This is a genomic window from Streptomyces sp. bgisy159 (assembly GCF_965341775.1).
Lineage (GTDB): Bacteria > Actinomycetota > Actinomycetes > Streptomycetales > Streptomycetaceae > Streptomyces.
Genome location: NZ_CBDQZH010000009.1, coordinates 16,507 through 41,887 on the forward strand (window position 1 = coordinate 16,507; position 25,381 = coordinate 41,887).

20 protein-coding genes are annotated in these 25,381 nt (G+C 72.4%); 11 read left to right on the top strand and 9 right to left on the bottom strand.

Annotated elements, in window-relative coordinates; all coding sequences use genetic code 11:
• Nucleotides 1–26: 26 nt before the first annotated feature.
• Both ACSLTV_RS11580 and ACSLTV_RS11585 read right to left on the bottom strand, forming a co-directional pair.
• Nucleotides 27–857 (bottom strand): TIGR03943 family putative permease subunit, encoded by an 831-nt coding sequence (locus tag ACSLTV_RS11580; protein WP_435612058.1) that lies wholly within the window; start codon nucleotides 855–857, stop codon nucleotides 27–29.
• Nucleotides 854–1,867 (bottom strand): permease, encoded by a 1,014-nt coding sequence (locus ACSLTV_RS11585; RefSeq protein WP_435612059.1) that lies wholly within the window; start codon nucleotides 1,865–1,867, stop codon nucleotides 854–856. The genes ACSLTV_RS11580 and ACSLTV_RS11585 overlap by 4 nt, the downstream gene beginning before the upstream one ends.
• A 112-nt stretch (nucleotides 1,868–1,979) precedes the next feature.
• On the opposite strand from ACSLTV_RS11585, the gene ACSLTV_RS11590 reads away from it, so the two are divergent.
• A complete protein-coding gene (locus tag ACSLTV_RS11590; RefSeq protein ID WP_432135544.1) occupies nucleotides 1,980–2,255 on the top strand; it encodes a DUF1876 domain-containing protein in 276 nt (91 codons plus the stop codon).
• Nucleotides 2,256–2,546: 291 nt separating this feature from the next.
• Here the strand turns inward: ACSLTV_RS11590 and ACSLTV_RS11595 are convergent, their stop codons facing one another.
• The 4 genes from ACSLTV_RS11595 to ACSLTV_RS11610 form a co-directional block, all read right to left on the bottom strand.
• Nucleotides 2,547–3,713: a serine hydrolase domain-containing protein gene (locus ACSLTV_RS11595; RefSeq protein WP_435612060.1), complete on the bottom strand. Its 1,167-nt coding sequence runs from the start codon at nucleotides 3,711–3,713 to the stop codon at nucleotides 2,547–2,549.
• A gap of 121 nt (nucleotides 3,714–3,834) precedes the next feature.
• The gene (locus ACSLTV_RS11600) at nucleotides 3,835–4,632 is read right to left on the bottom strand and encodes an energy-coupling factor ABC transporter ATP-binding protein (protein ID WP_432135542.1); all 798 of its coding nucleotides are present in this window, start codon (nucleotides 4,630–4,632) and stop codon (nucleotides 3,835–3,837) included.
• Complete coding sequence (cbiQ, locus tag ACSLTV_RS11605; protein ID WP_432135541.1) at nucleotides 4,620–5,381, bottom strand: cobalt ECF transporter T component CbiQ; 762 nt, start codon at nucleotides 5,379–5,381, stop codon at nucleotides 4,620–4,622. The genes ACSLTV_RS11600 and cbiQ overlap by 13 nt, the downstream gene beginning before the upstream one ends.
• Before the next feature lies 1 nt (nucleotide 5,382).
• Entirely contained in the window at nucleotides 5,383–6,459 is a 1,077-nt protein-coding gene (locus tag ACSLTV_RS11610; RefSeq protein ID WP_432156945.1) for an energy-coupling factor ABC transporter permease, read from the bottom strand.
• Nucleotides 6,460–6,600: 141 nt separating this feature from the next.
• Here ACSLTV_RS11610 and ACSLTV_RS11615 point away from each other — a divergent pair, with 141 nt between their 5' ends.
• A complete protein-coding gene (locus ACSLTV_RS11615; protein WP_432135539.1) occupies nucleotides 6,601–6,951 on the top strand; it encodes an SsgA family sporulation/cell division regulator in 351 nt (116 codons plus the stop codon).
• A 117-nt stretch (nucleotides 6,952–7,068) separates the two neighbouring features.
• On the opposite strand, the gene ACSLTV_RS11620 is transcribed toward ACSLTV_RS11615, so the two are convergent.
• The 3 genes from ACSLTV_RS11620 to ACSLTV_RS11630 all read right to left on the bottom strand — a co-directional run bounded on the left by ACSLTV_RS11620 (nucleotide 7,069) and on the right by ACSLTV_RS11630 (nucleotide 12,498).
• Nucleotides 7,069–8,742, bottom strand: coding sequence for a penicillin-binding transpeptidase domain-containing protein (locus ACSLTV_RS11620; protein ID WP_435612061.1), 1,674 nt, complete (start codon nucleotides 8,740–8,742; stop codon nucleotides 7,069–7,071).
• Between the two features lie 184 nt (nucleotides 8,743–8,926).
• Complete coding sequence (locus tag ACSLTV_RS11625) at nucleotides 8,927–10,558, bottom strand: penicillin-binding transpeptidase domain-containing protein (protein ID WP_435612062.1); 1,632 nt, start codon at nucleotides 10,556–10,558, stop codon at nucleotides 8,927–8,929.
• 182 nt (nucleotides 10,559–10,740) lie between these two features.
• Nucleotides 10,741–12,498 carry a dolichyl-phosphate-mannose--protein mannosyltransferase gene (locus tag ACSLTV_RS11630; protein WP_435612063.1) on the bottom strand — a complete coding sequence of 586 codons (1,758 nt, stop codon included), beginning with the start codon at nucleotides 12,496–12,498 and terminating at the stop codon, nucleotides 10,741–10,743.
• Nucleotides 12,499–12,560: 62 nt separating this feature from the next.
• Between ACSLTV_RS11630 and rsmI the strand changes: the two genes are divergently transcribed.
• The 9 genes from rsmI to ACSLTV_RS11675 all read left to right on the top strand — a co-directional run bounded on the left by rsmI (nucleotide 12,561) and on the right by ACSLTV_RS11675 (nucleotide 25,335).
• On the top strand, nucleotides 12,561–13,430 hold the full coding sequence (gene rsmI, locus ACSLTV_RS11635; protein ID WP_432135535.1) for a 16S rRNA (cytidine(1402)-2'-O)-methyltransferase: 870 nt from the start codon (nucleotides 12,561–12,563) through the stop codon (nucleotides 13,428–13,430).
• A gap of 378 nt (nucleotides 13,431–13,808) precedes the next feature.
• The gene (locus ACSLTV_RS11640) at nucleotides 13,809–14,222 is read left to right on the top strand and encodes a hypothetical protein (RefSeq protein ID WP_432135534.1); all 414 of its coding nucleotides are present in this window, start codon (nucleotides 13,809–13,811) and stop codon (nucleotides 14,220–14,222) included.
• A gap of 88 nt (nucleotides 14,223–14,310) precedes the next feature.
• Entirely contained in the window at nucleotides 14,311–15,189 is an 879-nt protein-coding gene (locus tag ACSLTV_RS11645) for a TatD family hydrolase (protein WP_432135533.1), read from the top strand.
• Between the two features lie 325 nt (nucleotides 15,190–15,514).
• Complete coding sequence (locus ACSLTV_RS11650) at nucleotides 15,515–16,993, top strand: ubiquitin-like domain-containing protein (RefSeq protein ID WP_432156973.1); 1,479 nt, start codon at nucleotides 15,515–15,517, stop codon at nucleotides 16,991–16,993.
• A gap of 148 nt (nucleotides 16,994–17,141) precedes the next feature.
• Nucleotides 17,142–18,011, top strand: coding sequence for a 16S rRNA (adenine(1518)-N(6)/adenine(1519)-N(6))-dimethyltransferase RsmA (gene rsmA, locus ACSLTV_RS11655; protein ID WP_435612064.1), 870 nt, complete (start codon nucleotides 17,142–17,144; stop codon nucleotides 18,009–18,011).
• Nucleotides 18,008–18,901, top strand: a complete 894-nt coding sequence (locus tag ACSLTV_RS11660) for a 4-(cytidine 5'-diphospho)-2-C-methyl-D-erythritol kinase (protein ID WP_435612065.1) — start codon at nucleotides 18,008–18,010, stop codon at nucleotides 18,899–18,901. Before rsmA ends, ACSLTV_RS11660 begins: the two co-directional genes overlap by 4 nt.
• A 128-nt stretch (nucleotides 18,902–19,029) precedes the next feature.
• Nucleotides 19,030–20,841: an ABC-F family ATP-binding cassette domain-containing protein gene (locus ACSLTV_RS11665; RefSeq protein ID WP_435612066.1), complete on the top strand. Its 1,812-nt coding sequence runs from the start codon at nucleotides 19,030–19,032 to the stop codon at nucleotides 20,839–20,841.
• Between the two features lie 528 nt (nucleotides 20,842–21,369).
• Entirely contained in the window at nucleotides 21,370–23,238 is a 1,869-nt protein-coding gene (locus tag ACSLTV_RS11670) for a PQQ-binding-like beta-propeller repeat protein (protein ID WP_432135528.1), read from the top strand.
• A 129-nt stretch (nucleotides 23,239–23,367) separates the two neighbouring features.
• Nucleotides 23,368–25,335, top strand: a complete 1,968-nt coding sequence (locus ACSLTV_RS11675; protein WP_432135527.1) for a PQQ-binding-like beta-propeller repeat protein — start codon at nucleotides 23,368–23,370, stop codon at nucleotides 25,333–25,335.
• Nucleotides 25,336–25,381 lie beyond the last annotated feature (46 nt).

The following is a 25,381-nucleotide window of genomic DNA, read 5'->3' on the forward strand; positions in this document are numbered from 1 at the left end:
ACGCGGCGGACGGCGCAAGCGGTCGGTCAGGGGGCGGGGAGGAGCGGGACGGCGTCCGTGTAGCCGTTGGACGGCTTGGCGATCTCCCGCACCGTGCGGGCGTCCAGCGCGACCTCCGCCGAGTCGGTGCCCAGCGTTCCCGCGTGGTGCCAGGTGCCCGTCACCGCCACCCATGTGTCGGCCTTGGGCGCGGGCACCCCGTACATCCGCACCCGCACCGACTGTGCGTCCGCGGCACAGCAGTTGAGGATCAGCCGGGTCAGGTACCACCCGTCGCCGTCCGGCGTCACGAACCCGGCCATCAGCACCGTTCGTCCCTCGACGGCCCGCTCCTCGTCCTGGCGCACGCGGCGCGTGAAGTCGCCGAGGGTGATGGGCAGCGGGGACGTCGCGGGCAGCGGGTCGAACTCCTTCTGCACCCCGAGCGGCTTCGGCGCCTCCCGGGCCGCGGTGTACGCGCCGAGGGCGGGCGGAGCGTAGAGCAGAAGGCTGAGCGCGGGGAGGAAGAGGAGCCAGGCGGCGCGGGGCGGGCGGGAGTGGTCGTGCCCGTGGCCTTGCCGGCTCCCGGCGCCGTGGCCTCCGCCGGCGTCGCGGTCGTCGTCCCCGGCGGTGTCCTCGCTGTCGTGGTCGTCGTGGTTGCCGTGGTCGCCAGGGCTGTCCGAGGTGCAGAGGGCCCAGCTCCGGTACGCCGACCAGCCCTCCGCCGAGCCCAGGAGCAGCAGGACGAGTCCGGAGGCCACCAGCAGCGGGTGCATGCCCTCCTTCACGTAGCGCAGATACACGTCGGAGAGCACGGTCACATGCAGCAGGCCGAGGCCACTGAGGACGAGCAGGAGCGCCTGCACGGGGCGTTTCACAGCAGGACCCCTCCCACGACCACGCTGCACACGACGGCCACGACGGCCGTCGCGGCGGAGAACCGGACCGCGAACGCCCGCCCGAACGTGCCCGCCTGCAGCGCGATCAGCTTCAGATCGACCATCGGCCCGACCACCATGAACGCCAGCCGCGCGACCGGCGAGAAACCGGACAGCGACGCCGCGAGGAACGCGTCCGCCTCCGAGCACACCGCGAGGAGCACCGCCAGCGCCGCCAGGAACAGCACCGACAGCCAGGGCGACCCGGCGAAGGTGTCGAGAACGGAGCGCGGCACGGCCACGTTGAAGGTCGCCGCCGCCATCGCCCCGACGACCAGGAAGCCGCCCGCGTGCAGGAAGTCGTGCCGGAAACCGTCCCGGAACTCCCGCCACCGGCTTCCTCCGGGCCGGTGACCGGTGTGCCGCACCGTCGGCCGCAGCCACTCGGACCGGCCGCGCCACAGCCAGAGCCAGCCCATGACGAAGGCGGCGGCCAGGGAGGCGAGCAGCCGGGCCAGCACCATCTCGGGGTTCCCGGGGAAGGCAACCGCGGTGGCCGTCAGCACGATCGGGTTCACCGCGGGCGCGGAGAGCAGGAACGCGAACGCGGCGGCCGGCGTGACCCCGCGCCCGATCAGACTCTTCGCGACCGGCACCGAGGCGCACTCGCACCCCGGCAGGACCACCCCCGCCACCCCGGCCACCGGCACGGCCAGCGCGGGCCGCTTCGGCAGCATCCGGTGGAACACCGAAGTCGGCACGAACGCGTTGATCGCCCCCGACAGCGCCGTCCCCAGCAGCAGGAACGGCAGCGCCTGCACGGTCACCGCCAGCGCCACCGTCTGCCACGCCCGCACCGCCGGCTCTTCCAGGCCACGTCCCGCGACCACGAGCAGAGCCCCCGGAAGCACGGCCGCCGCCAGCAGCAGCAACGGCCAGCGTCGGGGCCACGCGCGCGGTGGGGTGGCGGGGGTGCCGAGGTCGTTCGGGGCCACCTCTGTCTCGTACATGGTCGGATCAACATAGCGGGCCGTGGCCGGCGGGTGGGACGCGCGTGGTTCGTGTGTGCGTCCGCCCGTTCGGAGGCGCACCCTGGAATCAGAAGTTCCGGAGGTGATCGTCATGATGCACACCGCAGTGGGGTGGCACGTCGAGCTCGAGTTCAAGGAGGACGAACACCGCACGACCGCGGTGGCGCTGGTACGGCTGCCCGACGGCACCGAGGTCCGTGCCCACGGACACGCCAGCCGCCACCACTCCGACACCAATCAGCCCCGAGTCGGCGAGGAGATAGCCGGCGCCCGCGCGCTCAACGAGATCGCCATGCAACTGCTGACGAAGGCGCACCGGGAGATCGACGACGCGTCCGGGCGGACGTCGCACCCGATCAACGTGTGAGGGCGGGGAAACCGTCGCGCGGCTGCCTGGGCGGGCGGATGCCCGGGCGCGCGGCGCGCGCTGTGGGCTTCACGGCGCGCGGCGAATGCCGCCCGCCCGGTGGACGGGCAAGCGAGCCCGGCGCCCGCGGGACTGCGTGCGGCGCGCTGCGGGCTGCGTACGTGCGGCGGTCGCGTGCGGTCGACGGCGTGCGGTCGGTGGCGTGCGCGGCGCGGCGGGGGCGTGCGTGCGCCGAGCACGCCCCGCGCGTGACGTACGCGCCGTGGTGCGTCCCACTCTGGGCGCTGTGCGTCAGGCCGCCGTGAGCGCTGTGCGCAGCGCGCGCAGAAGCGCCTGCGCCCGCGGATCCGCCGTCACGCTGGTGCGGAAGCCATTGGTGACGTACCCGAAGGCGATGCCCGAGTCGGGATCGGCCAGGCCCAGCGCCCCGCCGCGTCCTGGATGCCCGAAGGAGGCCGGGGACAGCAGTGGGGACGCGGCACCGTGCAGCATGTACCCGAGGCCGAACCGTGTGTTCACGACCAGGACCCGGTCCGCCCCGACCGACCGCTCACCGCGAGCCAGTTCGACCGTTTCCGGCGCGAACAGCCGCCTCCCGCCGTCCACCTCGCCGATCAGCGCCGCGTAGAACCGGGCGAGACCGTCCGCGGTCGCGATGCCGTTGGAGGCGGGCAGGACCGCCGCCCGGTAGGCGGGGCCGTTCTCGTCGGGCAGCGGTGTGATGGCGGCGAAGGCGCGGCGGGTGAGGGAAGCGGGGTCGGCGTAGGCGTCGGCGACGGAACGCTTGGGACGGGTACGCAGCGCACCGGCGTGCGCCGGCGTGTCCACCTGCCCCACGCGCCCCACCCGGTGGGCGAGCGCCGACGGCAGTCCGAGCCAGAGGTCGGCGCCGACCGGTCCGGCGATCTCGTCGGCGATCCACGCGCCGATCGACCGCCCGGTCACCCGTCGCACCACCTCACCGGTGAGCCAGCTGTACGTCTGTGCGTGATAGCCGTGCGCGCTCCCCGGCTCCCAGGCGGGCGCCTGCGCGGCGACGGCCGCCGCGCCCAGGTCCGGGTCGGCGGCCTCGGCAGGCGTGAGAGGCCGGTCCAGCGCGGGAACACCGGCCCGGTGCGCGAGCAGATCGCGCACCGGCGTGCGCTCCTTGCCCGCCGTCTTGTACTCCGGCCAGTACGCCCCCACCGGCGCGTCCAGGTCCAGCTCACCGCGCTGGTGCAGCAGCAGAAGGACGGCGGCGGCGACACCCTTGGTCGCCGAGCGCACGATCTGCGCCGTGCGCGACTCCCAGGGCACGGTGCCGTCCACGTCTCGTGCGCCGCCCCACAGGTCGACCACCTTGTGCCCGTCGCGGTAGACGGTCACCGCCGCTCCGCGCTCCCCGAGCGCCTCGAAGTTGCGGACGAACGCCTCCCTGACCGGCTCGAAACCCCCGGTCACCGTGCCGTGCACATCCACGCCCGTACGTCCTTTCGGCTCGCCTTCGACTCCTGGGCAACGCCCCGCCCGGGCCTGCGATTCCTTCGTGCCGCGGGGAGGGAACGATCGTTACGCCGACGTTGCCGCACAGGTCGGCGGGTCAGCCGCGCGCGGACACCGAGCGCGGGTCGAAGCCGAACGGGAGCTCCAGCCGGTGGGCCCGCATCAGCTCGTCGTCCGCGAGCAGGTCGGCTGTCGGCCCGTCGGCGGCGATCACGCCGTCGCTGAGGACGAGGGAACGGGGGCACAGCTCCAGGGCGTACGGCAGGTCGTGCGTGACCATCAGCACGGTGACGTCCAGGGCGCGCAGGATGTCGGCGAGTTCGCGGCGTGAGGCCGGGTCCAGGTTGGACGACGGCTCGTCCAGGACGAGGATCTCCGGTTCCATCGCGAGGACGGTCGCCACCGCGACCCGGCGGCGCTGGCCGAAGGAAAGGTGGTGCGGCGGACGGTCTTTGAAGCCGTCCATGCCGACCCGGGCCAGCGCCCGGTCCACGCGCTCCTCCAGCTCCGTGCCCTTGATCCCGGCCGCCGCCGGCCCGAACGCCACGTCCTCGCGCACGGTCGGCATGAACAACTGGTCGTCGGGGTCCTGGAAGACGATGCCGACCCTGCGCCGGATCTCGGCCAGGTGCCGCTTGCCGACGGGCAGGCCGGCGACCTTCACCGTGCCGGCGCCGCCGGTGAGGATGCCGTTCAGATGCAGCACGAGGGTCGTCTTCCCGGCGCCGTTCGGGCCGAGCAGCGCGACGCGCTCCCCGCGCGCGAGGGAGAAGTCGACGCCGAACAGCGCCTGGTGGCCGTCCGGGTAGGCGAAGGCGAGTCCGGCCACGTCCAGCGAGGGCGTGTCGGCGGCGGGCGTCTCGGGGACGGGCGTCACGGCAGTCACAGGGTCCATCCCAGCAGACAGACGACGAGTGCCGCGAACGGGAGGGCCAGGGCGTGCGACCACTGGGCGCGCGACGCGGTCACCTCGTCGATCACCGGCATGGATCCGGCGTACCCTCGGCTGATCATCGCCAGGTGGACCCGTTCCCCGCGCTCGTAGGAGCGGATGAACAGGGCGCCCGCCGACTTGGCGAGCACCCCCCAGTGCCGTACGCCCCGGGCTTCGAAACCGCGTGACTCGCGCGCGATCCGCATGCGCCGCATCTCGTCGGTGATGACGTCCCCGTAACGGATCATGAAGGAGGCGATCTGCACCAGCAGCGGTGGCAGCTTCAGGCGCTGCAGGCCGAGCAGCAGTTCGCGCAGTTCGGTGGTGGCGGCCAGCAGCACCGAGGCGGCGACGCCCAGGGTGCCTTTGGCGAGCACGTTCCACGCCCCCCACAGACCACTCACACTGAGCGACGCCCCCAGCACCTCCACCCGCTCGCCCTCCGCCACGAACGGCATCAGCACGGCGAACGCCACGAACGGCACCTCGATCAGCAGCCGCTTGAGCAGAAAGCCGGCCGGTACGCGCGCGTGGTACGCGACGAACGCCAGCAACCCGGCGTACAGACCGAACGCCCACATCGCCTCCCGCGGCGTCGAGACCACGACGACCACGAAGGCGAAGGCGGCGGCGAGCTTGGTGTGCGGCGGGAGGGCGTGGACCCGGGAGTGCCCGTGCCGATAGAGCTTGTGCGCGTGCCCGGCGCCCATGTCAGACGTTCTCCACCGGCGTGGCCCCGGGCGACGCGCCGTCCTGCGCGCGACGCCGGCGCACGGCCCAGAACACCGCGCTCCCGGCGACGACGGTCGTCCCGACGCCGATGACGCCTGCCAGCCCACCGGACAGGCGGGCGTCGTCGACGTCCTTGACACCGTAGTCGGCGAGCGGCGAGTCGGCGTTCGCGTGCTCTTCGGCCTTCTGGTCGATGCCCTGGTCGGCGGCGACCTTCTCCAGGCCGTCCGGGCTGGAGGAGGCGTAGTAGCTGACGAAGCCGGCGAGGACGAGGGAGGTCACCAGACCCGTCACCCAGAGCGCGCGCCGCGAGGTGCGCGCCGCGAGGGGCGCCGCAGGCGCCTCGCGCGCCCCTTCAGGAGCGGGCGCGTCCACGAGGGCGCCGTTCACGCGCAGCTTCAGGCGCTGCTGCAGGCCGCGCGCGCCGTGCACGAGATCCGGGCGCACGGCGATCACGGCGCTCACGGTCAGCGCGGTGATGGCGGCTTCGCCCAGTCCGATCAGCACATGGACGCCGACCATCGCGGTGGCGACCTTGCCGATCGACACGTCGGCGGTCCCACCGATCGCGTACAGCGAGGTGAAGGCGATCGCCGCGGCCGGCACGGACACCAGGGCGGCCGCGAAGGAGGCCACGGTGACCGAGCGACGTTTGCGCGGCAGCACCTTCACCAGGAGGCGGAAGACGGCGTAGGACACGACGGTCGTGACGATCGCCATGTCGGTGATGTTCACACCGAGCGCGGTCAGCCCGCCGTCGGCGAAGAGGATGCCCTGCATAAGGAGGACCACGGACACGCACAGGATCCCCGTGCAGGGCCCCACGAGTATCGCGGCGAGCGCGCCGCCGAGCAGATGTCCGCTGGTGCCCGCGGCGACGGGGAAGTTGAGCATCTGGACGGCGAAGATGAACGCCGCCACCAGACCGGCCAGCGGCGCGGTCCGTTCGTCGAGTTCCCGGCGCGCGCCGCGCAGGCTCACGGCGATCGCTCCCGCGGCGACGACACCGGTCACCGCGGAGGTCGGGGCGTTGATGAATCCGTCGGGTACGTGCACCGTTCGATGATAGAGGCTTGTTGCAAACCTCTTGCAAGAGCGAGGTGCTCGCCGGAAGGCATAATTCGGGAGATATGGGACAGTTAAAGGGAAGTGGATGCGCGGCTTCCACTTAGGTCACTGAACGTAAGGGGCCGTCCGATGTCCGTAGTCGAACAGTACGCACGAGCCCGTATCGTCACGGACGGGGACCTGATCGAGGAGGAACGGACGGCCGTCCCCGTCGTCCTCAGATACGACCCGGACGACGACCCGCGCACGATACGTGTCGGGCTCCCCGGCACCCACGAGTGGATCTTCTCCCGCTCACTGCTCGAGCAGGGCCTGCGTGCCCCCGCGGAGAGCGGTCAGGTGCGGGTGTGGCCCTGCGGTCGCGTGCAGGCCGTGGTCGAGTTCCACTCAGCCCAGGGCTGCTCGGTGGTGCAGTTCGAGTCGAAGACGCTCCTCCGCTTCCTGCGCCGCACGTACACCACGGAACCTGTCCTGCACTAGGTGCGCCCCGCGCCCCGCGCCCCGCGCCCCCGCCCCGCGCCCCTGGCGGCCGCCGGGGGCGCACGAGCAGCGTCGTGCGCCGGTCGTGAGGTGCGGCGAGCCGGCGCAGGGGGAGCGTCAGCCGCCCATGCGCAGCAGCGCCGCCACGATCGGCCCCGCCGTGTCGCCGCCGTGGCCGCCCGCCTGGACGACGCCCGCGGCCGCGAGATCGCCGCGGTAGGCGGTGAACCAGCCGTTGGGCTTCTCCTGGCCGTCGACCTCGGCCGAGCCCGTCTTGGCGCCGAAGTCCGGGCCGAGGCCCGACATCGCCTGGGCGGCGGTGCCGTACGCGGCCGTGTAGTTCATCATCTCCCGCAACTGGGACAGCGTGCCGGCGGACATGGCGCGCGAGGCCGTCGCCAGGGTGCGGCCGTCGACCTCGGAGGAGACCAGGTAGGGCTGGTGGAAGGTGCCCGATTTGACCGTCGCGGCGACCGACGCCATGTTCAGCGGGTTCATCCGCACCCCGCCCTGCCCGATCAGCGAGGCCGCCATCGGGGCCGCCGACTGGACCGGCACCGACCCGTCGAAGGTGGGCACGCCGACCGACCAGTTGTTCATCCCCAGGCCGAACACCTGCTGTGCCTGCCTGGTGAGGCTGTCGTTGTCGAGCCGGGGAGCCTGACTGATGAAGGCGGTGTTGCAGGACCGCGCGAAGCTCGCCTTGAAGGTGCCGCCGTTGATGTGGAACTTGTCGTCGTTCTGGAACTTCCAGCCCCCGTACGTGAAGTACTTCGGGCAGGGGTGCACCTTGTCCGCGGACGCCAGCCCCTTCTCGATGAGAAGCGACGACGTGACGATCTTCATCGTGGAGCCCGGGGCGAGCGAGCCCTGGAAGGCGACGTTGAAGCTGCCGCTGTTGGCGACGGCGAGGATCTCGCCCGTCGACGCGCGCGTGACGACGACGGAGGCGCGGGGGCGGCTCGCGACCTGCCGCTCGGCGGCTGCCTGGAGGGTGGGGCTCAGCGTCGTCCGTACGGTGCCGGGCTTGCCCTTGCTGAGCTCCAGCAGCGTCTTGTCGGAGACCTTCTTCCTTTTGGACGCCTCGCCGCGTACGGCACGCAGTTCGACGCCTGCGGTGCCGCCCGCCTTCTTGCCGTACTTCTCGCGCAGACCGTCCAGGACCGTGCCGAGCGACGGGTACTCGGCGGCGCTCAGTTCGCCGCCCTCGCGGTCGACCGCCTTGACCGGCGGCGTGCCCGACTCGCCGGTCACCAGGGTGTCGCCGTCGGCCAGCTCAGGATGGACCACGGAGGCATGCCAGTCGACGACCGGCTTGCCGTCCGCGGCTCGCCGGACGACGGTCAGCGCACTGTCGTAGGCCAGCGGCTTGGTGACGTCCTTGTACGTCACCGTGGCCTTCACGGCGAAGGGCACCCTGCCGCCGGCGGGGGTGCCCGGGGTGAGGGTGACGCCGGTGATGTGGGCGTCCTCGGCGTAGCCGGTGAGCAGCGCGGTGGCGGCCGCCGCGTCGTCGGTGACGGCGGCCGCGCGGGCGATCTGCCCCTGCTGCCAGGAAGTGAGGAGGGCGTTGGCGGTGCCGGTGACCTCCGCCGCCGTCAGCGGCCCGGTCCTGACCTGCGGAGTCTCGTGGTCGGCGGCCGTCGTGGCCGTACGGTCCTCGGCCGCGGCGCCACCGCCGTACAGCGCGTAGACGCCGAACGCGGCACCGCCGACGACCACGGTGACCATTCCGCCGAGCACGGCGGGCCGCTTGCCTCGTCGCTCGGCGACGCGTCTTCTCTTGCCCACGTCCTACGATCCTCCGGATCCCGCGGGGCCCCCACGCCCCGATGCCCTCGTTGCCCCCGCCCACCCCAACGACGGCGACCAGCCTAGGGTCCCCTCCCGGGCGGGTGATGCCACTGTGACCTCAACCACCTCTCCCGTAGCGGGGTTGTGACCGTGAGGGCGCGCAACGGCCCGCGCGCGTGGTTCAGCCGCCCGCACGCAGGACGGCGGCGACGATCGGCCCGGCCGCGTCACTGCCGTGGCCGGCGTCCTGGACCATCGCGGCGGCCGCGACGTCGTGGCGGTAACCGGTGAACCAGCTGTTGGACTTGGCCTGCCCCGCCACCTCGGCGGTGCCGGTCTTGGCGCCGATGTCGCTTCCCAGGCCCGCCATGACACCGGCCGCGGTGCCGCTGGTCGCGGTGCGGTGCATCATGGCGCGCAGCTGTCGCACCGTGCTGTCCGACAGCCCACGCGCGCGTGCCAGTTCCCGGCCGTCGAGGCTCTGCGGCACGATGACCGGCTGGCGGAACGTCCCCGTCATGGCGGTCGCCGTGACGGAGGCCATGTTCAGCGGGTTCATCAGCAGCTGACCCTGGCCGATCAGGGCCGCGGCCATGTCGGGCCCGCTGACGGCCGGCACCGAGCCGTCATGGGACTGGACGCCGGTCTTCCAGTTGTTCCGGCCCAGCCCGAAGCGCTCCACGGCCTCCGTGGTCAGCGAGTCGGCCTTCAGGTCGTCCGTGTACTTGATGAAGGCCGTGTTGCAGGAGCGCGCGAAGCTCTGGGCCAGCGTCGCGCCGGGATCGGTCATCTCCTTGTAGTTGTGGAAGGTCTGGCCCTCCCACATCGCGTCCGGGGTGCACGGCGCCGGCCCGTCGGCCGTGGTGATGCCGTTGTCGATGAGCGTGGCCGCAGTGATGATCTTCATGGTGGAGCCGGGGGCGACCTGCCCCTGGAACGCGGCGTTGAAGGCGTCGTTGCGGTGATTGGCGACCGCGAGCACATCCCCGGTGCTGGGCTGGACGGCCACCACGGACGACTGGCCGTACCGCAGCACGGCCTTCTCCGCCGCCGCCTGCACTCCCGCTTTCAGAGTGGTCCGCAGCCTGCCCGGCCGGCCCTCGGCGAGAGTGAGCAGCGGGGTGTCCGCCGCGCCCGCGGTGCCGTGCTTGACCACGAGCTCGACCCCCGGCTCGCCGCCCGCCGCGTCGCCGTACTTCTGGCGCAGTGCGTCCAGGATCGGGCCCAGGGAGGGGTACTTGGCCTTCGTGAGGACCTTGCCGTCGCGGTCCACCGCCTCGATCGGCGGGGCCGAGGACTCGCCGGTGGCGAGGGTGTCGTCCATGCCCGTCAGCTGCGGATGGACCACGGACGGCCGCCAGTCGACCAGTGCCTTCCCCGTGGTGACCCCGCGCACGATCGTCAGCCGGCTCTCGTAGGCGAGCGGTTTCGACTTGCCGTCGTAGGACACCGTCGCGTTGACGGTGAAAGGCACGGTCGTACCGCTCGCCGCGCCCGGTGTGATCTTCAGTCCGGTGATGTGCGCTTCCTGGGCGTACGAGGTGAGCAGCGGCTCGGCCTTGGCAGCGTTGTCGGTGAGCGAGGCGGCCACCACCGACTCGCCCTTCTCCCAGGCCGCGAAGAACCGCGAGGTGGTCTCCTTCACCTCCTCGCCGCTGGGCGGCCCGCTCTTCAGTGGCGCCGGCCCGTTCGCGCCCGAGCCGCCGCCGGAGTCGCTGAGCGCGGACACCACGTTGTACGTGCCGTATCCCGCGCCGCCGACCATGACGGCGAACACCGATCCGATGACGGCCGCCTTGGCTCCCTTGCGCATCTGTGGTCCTTCCCCCTTCGTCCCCGTGGTCGGCGCCCCCCGTCCGGCGTTTCTGAACGCGTTCAGGAAGAGGGGCGCGTCTCGCACTGTATGCGGACGGCGGGGGCGCGAAGGACACAGTTACCGGGAAGTTGTCCGACGGAGACCGGGGGCGTGTCCGGAACGGGGATCAACCAGCTGAATCAGACCCACGTGTCCAGCCACATACGTGAACGCCAATCGTCGATGGGGATCGCCGTCCCGGTGTAGAGGGGCCAGAAGAAGATGAAGTTCCACGTGATCAGGAGCACCAGGACGCCCGTCCCCGTCGCCCCGGCCACGCGCCGGGTGTCGCTCGACCCCGGCGCCCCGACGATCGCCCCGATCATCATGGCCACCGCCAGGCACAGGAACGGCACGAAGACCACGGCGTAGAACAGGAAGATCGTGCGCTCCTGGTACATGAACCACGGCAGGTAGCCCGCCACCACGGCGCCCGCGATGGCACCCGCGCGCCAGTCACGGCGGAACGCCCAGCGCCACAGCACGTACAGCAGCGCGAAGCAGGCCGCCCACCACAGCAGCGGCGTGCCCAGCGCCAGCACCTCGCGCGCGCACTTATCGCCCGCGTCCGCCGGACAGCCGTCGACACCCGGCGCGGGCGACTCGTAGAAGTACGACACCGGGCGGCCCAGGACGAGCCAGCTCCACGGGTTCGACTGGTACGTGTGCGGCGAGGTCAGATGGGTGTGGAACTCGTACACCTCGTGCTCGTAGTGCCACAGGCTGCGCCACCAGTCGGGGAACAACCACGCCCAGGAGCCGCCCTTGCCGTCCGTCGCCGCCCAGTTGCGGTAGTAGCCGCCCGAGCCGTCCGCGGGGGAGAGGATCCAGCCCGTCCACGACACGACGTAGGTGGCGAGCGCGACCGGGACCGTCGCCAGGAAGGCGAAGCCGAGGTCGTACTTGAGGACGGCCAGGTACGGGTGGCGCGCGCCGGCCACCTTGCGCGAACCGACGTCCCACGCGAGCGCCATCACGCAGAACGCCGCCATGATGAACAGGGCGTTCCACTTGGTGCCGATCGCCAGGCCGAACATCACGCCCGCCGCCCAGCGCCACGGCCGCCACCCCAGCCGCAGGAAGTCGCCGACGGCGGGGTCCGGGCGGTACCGGCCGTCCGTGCCGGATCGCAGCGCGGCGGCGAGCTTCACGCGCGCGTGGTCGCGATCGAGGATCAGGCAGCCGAACGCGGCGAGCACGAAGAACATCAGCACACCGTCGAGCAGCGAGGTGCGGCTCATCACGAAGTGCAGGCCGTCGACCGCCATTAGCCCACCGGCCAGACATCCCAGGAACGTCGACCGGAACAGCCGGCGTCCGATGCGGCACAGCATCAGCACCGACAGCGTGCCGAGCAGCGCCGTCATGAACCGCCAGCCGAACGGGTCGAAACCGAAGATCAGCTCACCCAGCCCGATGACGTACTTGCCGACCGGCGGATGTACGACATAGGACGCGTCCGACGGGATGGCGATGTGCCCGCCGCTGCTGAGGACGGCATCGTTGGCGTTCTTGTCCCAGTTGACCTCGAACCCGCGGTGGACCAGCGCCCAGGCGTCCTTGGCGTAGTACGTCTCGTCGAATATCACCTTCTCGGGGCTGCCCAGGTTCCAGAACCGGATGACGCCCGCCATCAGCGTGACCAGCAGCGGGCCGCCCCAGCCCGACCAGCGCGTGAACCGGTCGGCCAGCGCCGGGGGCACCCCCAGGGTGTGCCACAGCCGCGGACTGGGCTCCGCGTACGGCGGTACCAGCCGCTCCCGCGCGTCGGCCACCGGGAGACGCCGCGCGGGGGGCCCGAAACGGCGCAGCCGCTGCTGCCACGTCGGCCGCCGGTCGTCGGGCGCCCGGCCCTGCCGGTGGTCCGTGGAATCCAAGGAGGACGCGGTACTGGTCACCGCGCCATCGTAGGGAACCCGTCTGTGTGAGTCCCGTGCCTCGCCCCTGCGAGGATGGAAACGTGACAGTTACGCCCGCAAGCACGCCCGGAATCCTCATCCTCGCCGGCACGCCCATCGGGGACGTCGCCGACGCCCCGCCCCGGCTCGCCGAGGAGCTGGCGGGCGCCGACGTCGTCGCCGCGGAGGACACCCGGCGCCTGCGCCGCCTCACCCAGGCCCTGGGAGTGACGCCCAAGGGGCGCGTGGTCTCCTACTTCGAGGGCAACGAGGCCGCCCGCACCCCCGAACTCGTCGAGGAACTGATCGGCGGCGCGCGCGTGCTGCTCGTCACCGACGCCGGCATGCCGTCGGTCTCCGATCCCGGCTACCGGCTGGTCGCCGCCGCCGTGGAGCGCGACGTCCGGGTGACCGCGGTTCCGGGTCCGTCCGCCGTCCTGACCGCGCTCGCGCTGTCCGGGCTGCCCGTCGACCGGTTCTGCTTCGAGGGGTTCCTGCCGCGGAAGGCGGGTGAGCGGCTCTCACGGCTGCGTGAGGTCGCCGGCGAGCGCCGGACCCTCGTGTACTTCGAGGCCCCGCACCGGCTGGACGACACCCTCGCGGCCATGGCCGAGGTCTTCGGCGCCGACCGCCCGGCCGCCGTCTGTCGCGAGCTGACCAAGACCTACGAGGAAGTACGGCGCGGCCCGCTCGGCGAACTCGCCGAGTGGGCGGCCGAGGGCGTGCGCGGTGAGATCACCGTCGTCGTCTCCGGTGCTCCCGAGCGCGGCCCGGAGCACCTCGACGCGCAGGAGCTCGTCCGCCGGGTACGCGCGCGTGAGGAGGCGGGTGAGCGCCGCAAGGAGGCGATCGCCGCGGTGGCGGCGGACGCCGGTCTGCCGAAGCGCGAGGTGTTCGACGCGGTGGTGGCGGCGAAGCACGCGGCGGGGTGAGGGGCGGGGCGGCCAAGCACGCGGCGGGGTGAAGGGTGCGCGGCGGGTCGGAAGCGCGGCGCGCTGGGCGCCCGGCGTGACGGAGGCGCCGCGAGGTGACGGCGCGGAGCCGGCCCGAAGGCGCACCCCGCGGCGCCAGGGAGCGCCGGACGGCGCTGAAGGAGGTCTGCGCGCCCCTCTCGGGCGCCTTGCGCCCCATGCCGGGGCAAAGGGGCGGCGTGGAAGGCAAAGCGGCCTGACAGCCGCTCGTGCCCTTGGGGCAAGGAACACCCAAATCGGGTCCAACAGTCGACAGACCTGCTGCGTTCACGCCGCTGAGGGCGTCCACTGGAACGCAGGGACGCACCGTCCCTCGTCCAGCGGACAAGAGGAGCTGGCATGAGCGAGATCGCAGACCGGACGGACCTGCGCAGCGGCGCGACGGCCGTCGTCCACGAGTCCTATTCCTTCGCGTGCATGCGCTGCGGCTACGGCTGGGAGCAGTCGTACGAGATAGAGCACCACATGGACGCCGACGACCACGAGTTCGTGCTGTACGTGGCGAACGGCCGCATCGTGCCGTCCCCGCTGAGCCGGCCGGCGTGCGGGAACTGCGACGGCGACGTCGTACGCATCATGCGCGCGGGCCAGGTCGCGTCGGTGCGCGGCGTCAAGCACCGGTCGCACCGGGTGCCCCCGGCCGGTCCGGTCGAGGTGCCCGAGGTGCCGGAGGCCGCCGCGGCCGATTCGAAGGAACGTCACCACTGGCATCTGTCCGATCTCCTGCACCCCTTCCAGCGCCGGGCCAGCTAGCGGGACCCGCATGACGGCGTCCCGGCCCTGGGACGGTCGCGGACCCCGTCCCCGCAGGCCGCGCGGGCACCTTCCGTAGGATCGGGACATGCCTTCGAACGCCGACAAGAACGCGGCCCCACCGCTCCCGGAGCCGCTGCGGGTGCCGGTCGCCGATTCCCACACCCACCTCGACATGCAGTCCGGGACGGTCGAGGAGAGCCTGGCGAAGGCGGCGTCGGTGGGGGTGACGACCGTGGTGCAGGTGGGCTGCGACGTGCGCGGCTCGCGATGGGCGGCCGAGACGGCGGCCGCCCACGCCGCCGTCCACGCGGCAGTCGCCCTGCACCCCAACGAGGCGCCGCGCATCGTCCACGGCGACCCCGACGGCTGGTCCCGGCAGGGCGCACGGGAACCGGGGGGCGCGAAGGCGCTCGACGAGGCGCTCGCCGAGATCGACAGCCTGGCCGCGCTCCCCCAGGTGAAGGGCGTCGGCGAGACCGGCCTGGACTACTTCCGCACCGGCCCGGAGGGCAAGGAGGCGCAGGAGGCGTCATTCCGCGCCCACATCGAGATCGCCAAGCGGCACGGCAAGGCGCTCGTCATCCACGACCGCGACGCCCACGCCGACGTCCTGCGCATCCTCAAGGAGGAAGGCGCACCCGAACGCACCGTCTTCCACTGCTACTCCGGCGACGCCGACATGGCCGAGATCTGCGCCCGCGCCGGCTATTTCATGTCCTTCGCCGGGAACGTCACCTTCAAGAACGCGCAGCACCTGCGCGACGCCGTCGCCGTGGCCCCCCTGGAGCTTCTCCTGGTGGAGACCGACGCCCCCTTCCTCACCCCCGCCCCCCACCGCGGGCGGCCCAACGCCCCGTATCTCGTCCCCGTCACCGTGCGCGCCATGGCCGCCGTGCGCGGCCTCGACGAGGACACCCTCGCGGCCGCCCTCGGAGCCAACACCGCCCGGGCGTTCGCCTACTGACGCACCGCCGCCCGCCGCCCGCCGGCCGTCCCTGCACAACAGTGCGTAGCCGTGCCGCTTTGGAGAGTGACCGTCGAGCCGCTAGGTTCTGGGGGCCCGATCCGGACCGACCTCTGGACCCCGCGGACCCCTGGAGCGTGTCGGCGTGAGCAACCCCTCCCACGCGCGCAGCGCGTACTACGCCCACCACCCGGAGTACGAGCCCTACGGCGGCGCCGAGACCTACGTCGACCTGCACAGCGCGCAGACGGTCGGGCAGGGGCTACAGGGCCGGCAGGGACTGCAGGGCGCGTACGACGACGGCGGTGCGCCCGGCACCTACGGGATGCGCGGGGCGTACGAGGACACCTACCGGCCGGCTTACGAGGCGTTCGCGGCGTACGCCCCCTACGGCACGCACCCGGCGCACGGGTCGCCCGAGTCCGCCGGCTCGGCGCTGCCACGCCAAGTGGCGGACGAGGCGCCCGTCGGGGGCCCGGAGCATCCGGGGGACGCCGGGGGCGCCAGGGACGCCGGGGGCACCGGGGGCGCATGGGGGGAAGGGGTGCAGGCGGGCGCCGCGCACGTCCGGCGCGCGGAGACGGTTGTGGCTCCGGGCGGACCGGGGGCCGCGGGGCGGGCGGTGACCGGCGGCGCACCGCAGGGCAGCGCGCCCGCCAGTACGGGGCGGCGGGCCGCGCGACGGCGCAAGGCACGCTACGCGGAGCGCCCTGACTCGACCGTGCGCCGCCTGCTTCCGCAGGCGCTGGTGGTCGCCTTCCTCGCCGGCGGCACCACCGCCTTCGTCGCCGAGGACAAGGCGATCGAGCTGACCGTCGACGGCAAGCCGCGCACACTGCACACCTTCGCGGACGACGTCACCGAACTGCTGGCGCAGGAAGACGTGAAGGTGGGGGCGCACGACGTGGTGGCGCCCGCCCCCGGCGCCGACCTCAGCAACGGGGACGAGGTCGCCGTCCACTACGGACGCCCCGTGCGCCTCACCCTCGACGGACACCGGCGCGAGCTGTGGACGACGGCGCACACCGTGGAGGCGGCGCTCGAACAGCTCGGTGTGCGCACGGCGGGCGCGTACCTGTCGACGTCGCGCTCCCGGCGGATCGGACGCGAGGGCCTCGCGCTGGACGTCCGGACCGAGCGTTCCCTGACGATCATGGCGGACGGCCGCGCCCGCACGGTGCGCACCAACGCGGCGACGGTCCGCGAGGCGGTCGAGGAGGCCGGAATCATCCTGCGCGGCCAGGACACCACGTCGGTCGCGCCCGGCAGCTTCCCCCGCGACGGGCAGACGGTGACCGTACTGCGGATCACCGGCAGCAAGGAGGTGCGGGAAGAGCCGATCCCCTTCGAGGTACGGCGCATCGAGGACCCGTCGCTGTTCAAGGGAACGGAGGTCGTCGAGCGGGCCGGACAGCCGGGGCTCAGAAGGGAGACCTACGCGGTGCGCACCGTCAACGGTGTCCGGCAGAAGCCCCGGCGGGTGAAGACCGAGGTGGTGCGCGCACCGCGCGCGCGGGTGGTGAAGGTGGGCACCAGGCCGCACCCGCCATCCGTACATGACGCCGACCACCTCGACTGGCGGGGCCTGGCCGCCTGCGAGTCGGGCGGACGGCCCGACGCGGTCGACGCGTCGGGCGCGCACGGCGGGCTCTACCAGCTCGACACCCACACCTGGCACAGCCTGGGCGGCAGCGGACGACCGCAGGACGCCCCGGCGGCCGAGCAGACGTACCGCGCGAAGAAGCTCTACATCCGGCGCGGCGCGAGCCCCTGGCCGCACTGCGGGCAGCGCCTGCACGGCTGAGGCCCTTCTGGCCCGGCACCCTGCGGGAGCCGCCGGAAGGTCCCGGCGGCTCCCGTAGCGGCCCGGAACACATGCGCTGACACCCGCCTGCGTCCGGCCGGCCTCGGCGGCGTCCGGAACTGTCGGTCGGCCCCCGTAGTCTTGTCCCGTGAGCACCAGCCCCACCCACGACGCCCTCCTGGGCCCCGCCGACGTCCGCGAACTGGCGGCGGCCCTCGGCGTGCGTCCCACCAAGCAGCGCGGTCAGAACTTCGTGATCGACGCGAACACGGTCCGCCGGATCGTCCGGACCGCGGAGGTCCGGCCCGACGACGTGGTCGTCGAGGTCGGGCCGGGGCTCGGCTCCCTCACGCTCGCCCTGCTGGAGGTCGCCGACCGGGTCACCGCCGTCGAGATCGACGACGTACTGGCCGCCGCGCTGCCCGCCACGGTCGCCGCGCGGATGCCGCACAGGGCCGACCGCTTCGCGCTCGTGCACTCCGACGCCATGCACGTCACGGAGCTGCCCGGCCCCGCACCGACCGCCCTGGTCGCCAACCTGCCCTACAACGTGGCCGTACCGGTCCTGCTGCACATGCTCGACACCTTCCCCGGTATCGAGCGCACCCTGGTGATGGTGCAGGCGGAGGTCGCCGACCGCCTCGCCGCCGCCCCCGGCTCCAAGGTCTACGGCGTGCCCTCGGTGAAGGCCAACTGGTACGCCGAGGTCAAGCGTGCCGGTGCCATCGGCCGCAACGTCTTCTGGCCCGCCCCGAACGTGGACAGCGGACTGGTGTCCCTGGTCCGCCGCAGGGAGCCGCTCAAGACCACGGCGTCCAAGCAGGAGGTGTTCGCCGTCATCGACGCGGCGTTCGCCCAGCGGCGCAAGACGCTGCGGGCCGCGCTCGCCGGATGGGCGGGTTCCGCGGCCGCCGCCGAGGCGGCGCTGGTCGCCGCCGGGGTGTCCCCGCAGGCACGCGGGGAAGCCCTCACCGTGGAGGAGTTCGCGAGGATCGCGGAACACAAGGAGACCGAGTGACCGTCACCGTGCGCGTGCCAGCCAAGGTCAATGTCCAACTCGCCGTGGGCGCCGCCCGCGCGGACGGCTTCCACGACCTGGCGAACGTCTTCCTCGCGGTCGGCCTCTACGACGAGGTCACCGTCACCCCGGCCGACACCCTGCGCGTCACGTGCGCCGGCCCGGACGCCGACAAGGTCCCCCTGGACCGGACGAACCTCGCCGCGCGAGCGGCCCTCGCACTCGCCGAACGGTACGGCCGCGCACCCGACGTGCACATCCACATCGCCAAGGACATCCCCGTCGCCGGCGGCATGGCGGGCGGCAGCGCGGACGGCGCGGGCGCGCTCCTCGCCTGCGACGCGCTGTGGGGCACACGCGCGTCCCGTGACGAACTCCTCGACATCTGCGCCGAACTCGGCAGCGACGTGCCGTTCAGCCTCGTCGGCGGGGCCGCGCTCGGCACCGGCCGAGGCGAGAAACTGACCGCGCTGGACGTGGGCGGCACCTTCCACTGGGTCTTCGCGTTCGCCCAGCGCGGGCTGTCGACGCCGGCCGTCTTCCGCGAGTTCGACCGGCTCGGCGAGGACACCGACATCCCCGAGCCCGTCGCCTCCCAGCCCCTCATCGACGCCTTGGCCAAGGGCGACCCGGACGCCCTGGCGGCCACCGTCACCAACGACCTCCAGCCCGCCGCGCTCTCCCTCTTCCCCGAACTCGCCGACACCCTCGCCGCGGGCCGCGCGGCCGGGGCGCTCGCGGCGCTCGTGTCGGGATCGGGCCCCACGACCGCCTTCCTCACCCGCGACGCCGATTCGGCGACCCAGGTCGCCGCGGCACTGCACGTGTCCGGCACCTGCCGCAGCGTACGCACGGCGACGGGACCCGCCCAGGGGGCCACGGTCGGCTGACCGCCGGGCCCGGAGTCCGTCGGCGCACGGCCCACACCCTTACGCAGAGTGACCGCACCCTCGCGCACCGCCCGCCACCCCAAGGGCCTACGCTTGAAGGCTGATCGATCCCCCTGCGCAGGAGTGAAATGGCCGTCAACCTGGTCAATGTCGAGAACGTCAGCAAGGTGTACGGCACCCGTGCGCTCCTGGACGGCGTGTCGCTCGGCGTGTCCGAAGGGGACCGGATCGGGGTCGTCGGCCGCAACGGCGACGGCAAGACGACACTGATCCGGATGCTCGCGAAACTGGAGGAGGCCGACTCCGGGCGGGTCACGCACTCCGGCGGAGTGCGGCTGGGCGTGCTCACGCAGCACGACTCCCTCGACCCGGCGGTGACCGTGCGCCACGAGGTCATCCGCGACCTGGCCGACCACGAGTGGGCGGGCAACGCCAAGATCCGCGACGTGCTGACGGGGCTGTTCGGCGGGCTCGACCTGCCCGGGTTCCCCAAGGGGCTGGACACCGTCATCGGACCGCTGTCCGGCGGTGAGCGGCGCCGGATCGCGCTCGCCAAGCTGCTCATCGAGGACCAGGACCTCATCATCCTCGACGAGCCGACCAACCACCTCGACGTCGAGGGCATCTCCTGGCTCGCCCAGCACCTGCGGGCACGGCGCTCGGCGCTGGTGTGCGTCACCCACGACCGGTGGTTCCTCGACCAGGTCTGCACGCGCATGTGGGACGTCCAGCGCGGTCACGTCCACGAATACGAGGGCGGCTACTCCGACTACGTCTTCGCGCGCGCCGAGCGTGAGCGGATCGCCGCGACCGAGGAGGCCAAGCGGCAGAACCTGGTCCGCAAGGAACTGGCCTGGCTGCGCCGCGGCGCTCCCGCGCGCACGTCCAAGCCGCGCTTCCGGGTGGAGGCCGCCAACGAGCTCATCAAGGACGTGCCGCCGCCCCGGGACAGCAGTGAGCTGATGAAGTTCGCGTCCTCCCGGCTCGGCCGGACCGTCTTCGACCTGGAGGACATCACCGTCCAGGCCGGACCGAAGGTGCTGCTCAAGCACGTGACCTGGCACCTCGGCCCCGGCGACCGCATCGGCCTGGTCGGCGTGAACGGCGCCGGCAAGACCTCCCTGCTGCGCGCCATGGCGGAGGCGGCGCGCACCGAGGGCGAGGTGCAGCCCGCCGCCGGGCGCGTCGTCGTCGGCAGGACCGTCAAGCTCGCCTACCTCTCCCAGGAGGTCGCCGAACTCGACCCCACATGGCGGGTCCTGGAAGCCGTTCAGCGGGTGCGGGAGCGCGTCGACCTCGGCAAGGGGCGCGAGATGACCGCCGGTCAGCTGTGCGAGACCTTCGGCTTCACCAAGGAGAAGCAGTGGACGCCGGTGGGTGACCTCTCCGGCGGTGAGCGCCGGCGGCTGCAACTGCTGCGACTGCTGATGGACGAGCCCAACGTGCTCTTCCTCGACGAGCCCACCAACGACCTCGACATCGAGACCCTCACCCAGCTGGAGGACCTCCTCGACGGCTGGCCCGGCTCGATGATCGTGATTTCGCACGACCGGTTCTTCGTCGAGCGCACCACCGACCGGGTCCACGCCCTTCTCGGCGACGGCACGCTGCGGATGCTGCCGCGCGGGATCGACGAGTACCTGGAGCGCCGGCAACGCATGGAGGAAGCGGCGGCGGCGACCGCTCCCGCCGCCGTCAAGCCCGCGACCGAGCGCCCCGAGAAGAGCGCCGCCGACCAGCGCGCCGCCAAGAAGGAACTCCAGAAGATCGAGCGCCAGTTGGACCGCGTCTCCGACAAGGAGTCCAAGCTGCACGCGCAGATCGCCGAGAACGCCACCGACTTCGAGAAGGTCGCGCGACTCGACGCCGAGTTGCGTGAGTTGGCGGGGGAGCGCGAGGAGCTGGAGATGCGCTGGCTGGAACTGGCCGAGGACGCCTGAGGATCGCGGGCCGCGCGGGCGTGTACGACCTCACCCCACGCCCGCGTGCGCACCACCGCTGACGCACCCGCGCACGCCCCCGCCGTACCCGCGCGGTGCCCGTACGCGCAACCACGCCGGCGACCCTACGCACCCGACCGCGCAAACAGCCCCGTACGCCACCGCGCGTTCGGTCGCGTGCGCAACGGCGTGAGCGCCTGTGCCGCGCAACGGGCACGGGTACACGCGCGCCAAGCGGCGCGCACAGCTCTTCGCGCAACGGCGTGAAGGGCCGTGCGCACCACCGCACTTCCCCGGCCACGCCCGCGCGCGGTGGGCGGCGCGTGCGCCGTGTGAAGAGGGCGTGGAGGCGCGTAACGAGGGCATCACGGCCCGGTTCTCCCTTGGGTACAGGGGCGGACGCAGTCCCGTCCCCGCCCGCTCACGGGTGATAGAAAGAGCCGTCTGAGAACTGTCTGAAAACGACTCTGGGTCCTTTGCGAACCTCAGGGCGTGGCTAAAAATCAGTGAACGAGGGGGAAGACGCTGATGACTCAGCCGCCCGACCAGCCGCCGCACCAGGACGGTTTCGGAGCACCACAGGACCAACCGCCCCGAGCGCCGGGCTTCGGGCCGCCCGAGCCGCCGGCCCAGCCCCCTCAGGCACCCCAGCCCCCGCCCGGCCCCGGCCCCGCCGCCGGCTACGGCTACCCGCAGCAGCCGGGCGCGCCGGCGCCCGGAGGCCCCGCGCCCGCCGGCCCGTACGGCACCCCGCCGGCGCCCGGCCCCTACAACGCGCCGCCCACACCTCCCGCGCCCGGCCCCTATGCCGCCCCCCAGCAGGCCGGCCCCTACGGCCCGCCCCAGCAGCCGGGGCCGTACGGGCAGCAGCCCGGCTACGGATACCCGCAGGCAGCCCAGTACCCCGGCGGACCGGGGGCGCCTGGGATGCCCGGTGCGCCGGGGAGCGCGCCCGGCGGCTCGCGCAACCCCTTCAAGGGCCGGCCGGCGCTGGTCGTCGCGGCGGCCGTGGTGGGCCTGGTCCTGGTCGGCGGCACGGTGTTCGCGGTGACGCGCGGCGGCGATGACGACGGCAAGAAGCCCGTCGCCGAGAAGAGCGACGACGGCAAGCCCTCCGCTTCCGACCTGCCGGTCAACCCCGGCGACGGCAGCGGCGACGGCGGCGACCCGGAGAACTTCAACGACGGCCGCAAGGCCGGTGAGGCCCGGGTGCTCTGGTACAAGGAGGCCCCCGACGCGCCGGGTTCCGGCGCCGAGGCCCCCGGCATGTGGGTCACGGACAAGACCGCGGTCAAGGCGGCCTACAAGGAGCTCGTCGGCTACAACGTCGCTGACGGCAAGCCGACCTGGGAAACCCTCACCTTCCCGCAGGAGATCTGCGCGGTCACCCCGCAGAAGACAGCCGACGACAAGATCGTCATCGCCTACATGAGCGGCACCAGCAGTCGTGCCGAGTGCAACAAGCTCCAGCAGGTCGATCTCAACACCGGTGCCAAGGGCTGGACCGCCGAGGTGGCGGACGGCGCGCTGTTCGACAGCACCAGCAGCATCTCCCTCTCCGTGACCGGCAACACGCTGATGGTGGGCCGTTCCCAGTCCGGGACGGCGTACGACGTGCGCACCGGGAAGAAGTTGTACGACAAGAAGAGGTACGGCTCGGCGTGCTTCCCGGACGGGTTCGCGGGGGGCAGCCGGCTGATCGTCGTGTCGTCCTGTGATGCGACCAAGGCCACCGAACACGACGAGATGCAGGAGCTCGACCCGGCCAGCGGCAAGGTCAAGTGGACCTGGAAGATCGACAAGGGGTGGGAGGTCCAGCACACCTTCTCCGTCGACCCGCTGGTCGTCCTCAGCACCAACGACGAGAAGAACAGCTGGAACATCTCCACCCTGAACCCCAACGGCACGATCCGCTCGCAGGTCGGTGTCAACGAGCAGTTCGCGCCCGACTGCGGCGGCTGGGGGTCCTTCCTGCAGCGCGACCTGACGGGTTGCACGGGCGCGGTGGCCGACGCCGGCACCCTGTACCTGCCGACCAAGGCGACCACCGGCCCGAACGAGGTCGTCGCGATCGACCTCGCCAACGGCAAGGAGAAGTGGCGGGTGGACTCCCCGGGGGACGCGACGATGCTGCCGCTGAAGGTCGAGGGCGGCAACCTCGTGTCGTACGTGGAGGCGACCTACGAAGCGCCAGGCCAGGTGGTGTCGGTTCCGATCGCCGGGAGTGGCCACACGCCCGCCAAGCTGCTGCAACTCCCCGAGAGCACGAGCGAGATCGAGCGGGACTTCTTCCGCCGGGACCTCGACTGGGCCGACGGACGGTTCTACATCTCCACCGGCTCGCTGGACGGCGACGACGACGAGAAGGAGAAGCTGATGCTCGCCTACGGCAAGTGAGCCGGGGCGAACCGGGGCGGCCGAGCCGGGTCGCCCCGTACCGCGTCCGCTCGCCCCGTACCGCCGCCGTCCGTCGACGCACCGTTCGTACGAGCTCCTGGCTCAGCACCCTTCCGAGGTACCCACACGATGACCACGTCCCCGCCGCCCCACCAGCCTCCGCAGGGCTCCGGCCCCGGCACGCCCGAGGACCAGCCCCCGCAGAACCCGCCGCAGACTCCTCCGGCGCCCCCGATGCCCCCGTCGGCCCCCGCCGCCCCGGGCGCTCCTGACCTCACCAAGGCCCCCGACCCGGGCTACGGCTACCCCCAGGCACCCCAGCCATCCCAAGCACCCCAGCCACCCCACCCCGCACAGAGCCAGCCCCAGCAAGGCCAGCAGGGCCGGCCCCCGCAGCAGCCGGATCCGTACTCCCCGTTCCCGCAGCAGCCGCCCGCCCCGAGCGGCCCGTACGCCGCCCAGCCCGGCCACGGCTACGGCTACCCGGCCGCCCAGCCCGGCTACGGCTACCCGGTTTCGCCCGGCGCCCACCCCACGCCGTCCCCCCAGCCGGGCTACGGCTATCCGGGTCAGCCGGGTCAGCCGGGTCAGCCGACCGTCCCCTTCCAGGCTCAGCCGCCGGCCGGGTCCGCCCCAGGGGGCGGCGGCAGTTCCAGGGCGCCGCTGTACATCATCGTGGCGGCGGTCGTCGCCATCGCGTTGATCATCGGCGGCGGCATCTGGTACTCCTCGTCCACCGGCGACGACGGAAAGAAGAACCAGAGCTCCGGTGGCACGGGCGGCGACAACGGCAAGGGCGACGGCGGCACGTCGGGCAGCGCGGGCACCTCGGGCTCCGAGAAGGTGCCGTCCGACCCGGCGTCCAAGGTCCTCTTCCAGCTGCCGATGCCGGCCGTCGGCAAGGACGACACCATCGCCGTGGACGGCTCCTGGCTGACCGACAAGGCGTACGTCAAGAGCGGGGTCGCCGAGGTCGTCGCCTACGACCGCGACACCGGCGCCAAGCTGTGGACGATCAAGCTGCCCGGCCCGGTGTGCGAGGCCACCCCGCACATCACCAAGGACTTCAGGACGGCGATCGTCTACGAGCCGTCGATGCCCGCGAAGAACCGTTCGGCCGGCTGCAGCCAGGTCGCGGCGCTCGACCTCGCCGCGGGCAAGAAGCTGTGGAACAAGACGGTCAACTCCGGCGACTACCCGATCAACTTCGACAATGTGACGGTCAGCGCCAACACTGTCGCGGTCGGCAGCACCGACGGCGGCGCCGCCTTCGACATCGCCTCCGGCAAGGTGCTGTGGCAGCCGAAGACGTCCGACACCTGCTACGACGCCGGCTACGGCGGCGGCGCCAAGCTGGTCGCGGTGCGCAAGTGCGGCAGCTACGACGCGCGCCAGCTGCACATCCAGACCATCGACCCGGCCTCCGGGCAGGTGCAGTCCGAGTACAAGATGACCCAGGACATCGAGTACGCGAGTGTGGTCTCGACCGACCCGCTGGTCGTGGCCGCCGACGTCGGTGACAGCGCCGGTGACGGCAGCGGCATCTCGGACTTCTTCTCCATCGACAACAGGACCGGTCAGCTGCGCACCCGGATCTCGGCACCGGGCGACCAGTTCGCGGCCGACTGCGACAGCATCAGCCGGGTCGAGGACTGCACCGGTATCGCCGTGGGCGGCGACCGGCTGTACCTGCCGACCGAGGAGCACGACTCCTCTGGCGACCACGGCCGCAGCAACGAGGTCATCGCCTTCGACCTGGCCACCGGCAAGCAGACCGGCCAGCGGGCCGACTCGGGCGACGGCTGGACCATCACGCCGCTGCGGATGGACGGCGGCAACGTGATCGCGTACCTGGAGCCGCCGTACGACAAGGGCGGCCGGGTGGTCAGCATCGACGGCGGCTCGTTCAAGACGACCACGCTGATGCAGAACCCGGACACCGAGGCGGTGCGGGACATGGAGTCGGACTTCTCCCCCGAGTACGACGAGGTGCTGTACGCCGACGGTCGCCTGTACCTGGCCGAGGTGTACGCGGACGCGCCGCTGCGCGAGGGCGACAAGAAGTACCTGGCACTCGCCTTCGGCCGCAGCGGCTGATCCTCGACTGCGGCCGATCGCGAACGTGACTGTCAGAGCGGTTGCC